Source organism: Curvivirga aplysinae (assembly GCF_009711445.1).
Classification (GTDB): domain Bacteria; phylum Pseudomonadota; class Alphaproteobacteria; order UBA8366; family Aestuariispiraceae; genus Curvivirga; species Curvivirga aplysinae.
In genome coordinates, this window is the sequence record NZ_SMMC01000024.1 from 1 (window position 1) to 1,860 (window position 1,860).

Below are 1,860 nucleotides of genomic sequence, written 5' to 3' on the forward strand. Positions count from 1 at the left end.
AAGTTTGCTAAATCATTAAAATATCCTTGGGAGTAAATTATGATATTCGATCATCGTACATATACTGTTCACCCTCATCGCTTCGGAGAATTCCTTAAAATCTATGAAGAATTGGGCTTTGAAGTGCAAACCAAGCATTTAGGTAATTTGGTTGGATGGTATACTTCCATGGATATTGGTGAATTACATCAGGTTGTGCATATTTGGGCATATAAAGATTTACAGGACCGCGCTGAAAAACGTGCGAAATTAGCGGCTGACCCTGCATGGGGGAAGTATTTGGCTGCGGGATTGCCTTGCTTGCAAAAGATGGAAAACAAAATTTTGTCAGCGGCACCTTTTTACAAGCCGGATTTGGAGTTAAATGATTAACGAATCTTCCAATTCTGGTTTTTGAAAATGGGTGATGCAAATTGGTTGTTTCACCCATATTTCTTGATGAAATTATCAATAACCACAGAAAGTAAGTGAAAAATTGCGTGCAATGCTTGCTTTTTCTGATGAATTGTCGCATATGATGCGGCGAAATCATGGGAATCAATACCGAAGTCATTCGATTTCAGGTTATTCCAAATTTAATTTGTTGAACGAAAAGAAGACTTTTCTCTATGGCTAAAGAAGATCTGATTGAGTTTCAGGGCACTGTCACTGAAAAATTACCTAACGCTATGTTTCGTGTAGAACTGGATAACGGACATGAGATTATTGCGCATACTGCTGGTAAAATGCGTAAATTCCGTATTCGCGTCATGGTAGGTGATAAGGTAGATGTCGAAATGACACCATATGACCTGACTAAAGGCCGTATTATTTTCCGTCATAAATAATTTTTATAAAACATACCTCACAGAAATGAGAGGTGAGAGTTTTTCAATAGCGACTAATCATCCGATTGGTCGCTTTTCACGTTTGATATCAATAGATTAGCTGATAAAATCCTGTTAACATCTTTGTTATTTTCATTTGAGTGAAAAATTGTTCATAACTTATTCATCAAACACGGGGTTGTTTTTTAATGTTAACAAAACTTGTGTTTCTTGGTTAAGATGGAATTTAAATATTTGAAGAAAGGGAGTTTCCCCATGGATAAGTCTAAACGCGTTGCAATGTTGTCTGTAGCTGCTGCTTTCGCAGGCGCTGTTTCTACAGCTGCTATTATTGGTGCTCCAACAGACGCACATGCAGGTAAAGTAAAATGCTATGGTATCGCAAAAGCTGGTGAAAATGATTGTGCCAATGCAGCAGGAACACATTCTTGTGCAGGTCAATCTACTGTAGATTTCGACGGTGGTGAATGGAAAGTAGCTGCATCTGATTCTGCTTGTTCTGATATGGGCGGCAAGTTAGAGCCATTTGATGGCGTAGGTCCTATCAAATCTTAAGGATGAATGTTCGTTACGACTGTGGAAATGAACCTCTTTAAGGTATTCACACATGGGGCAAAGTAATTCATCCATTATCTTTCAACGTGAACTGATCCCTGCAAAAGCAGGGGTCGGTTTACGTACCCAACATATGGCTCATTTTGCCTCAGGTGCTGCCAATATCTCTTGGGTTGAGATCCACGCAGAAAATTATTTCTGTGAAGGAGGGCCTCGGCTTGACGCATTATTTGCGGCTAGAGAACATTATCCAATCAGCGTGCATGGGGTGGGATTATCTCTTGGCACTGCTGAAGGTGTTTCAAAAACACATCTCAAAAAACTCAAAAAACTATGTGATACCATATGTCCGGGGTTGATATCGGAACATCTGTCATGGAGCGTTTCTGGCGGGGCATATCTAAATGATTTATTACCCTTACCATTGAATGAAGAGAGTTTTAATGTTTTTGTGAATAATATTAATGAAACGCAAAAT

At 39.0% G+C, this 1,860-nt stretch carries 4 protein-coding genes; all 4 read left to right on the forward strand.

The annotated features are described in order from the left end of the window. The first annotated feature begins 39 nt into the window (after positions 1-39). Positions 40-372: an NIPSNAP family protein gene (locus tag E1160_RS00140; protein WP_155152967.1), complete on the forward strand. Its 333-nt coding sequence runs from the start codon at positions 40-42 to the stop codon at positions 370-372. Positions 373-608: 236 nt separating this feature from the next. Continuing rightward, positions 609-827 (forward strand): translation initiation factor IF-1, encoded by a 219-nt coding sequence (gene infA / locus E1160_RS00145; RefSeq protein WP_155152968.1) that lies wholly within the window; start codon positions 609-611, stop codon positions 825-827. 255 nt (positions 828-1,082) lie between these two features. Beyond that, positions 1,083-1,382, forward strand: coding sequence for a BufA1 family periplasmic bufferin-type metallophore (locus E1160_RS00150; RefSeq protein ID WP_155152969.1), 300 nt, complete (start codon positions 1,083-1,085; stop codon positions 1,380-1,382). Between the two features lie 52 nt (positions 1,383-1,434). Further along, positions 1,435-1,860 (forward strand): multinuclear nonheme iron-dependent oxidase (locus tag E1160_RS00155; RefSeq protein WP_155152970.1); only part of this gene is annotated, 426 nt, incomplete at its 3' end.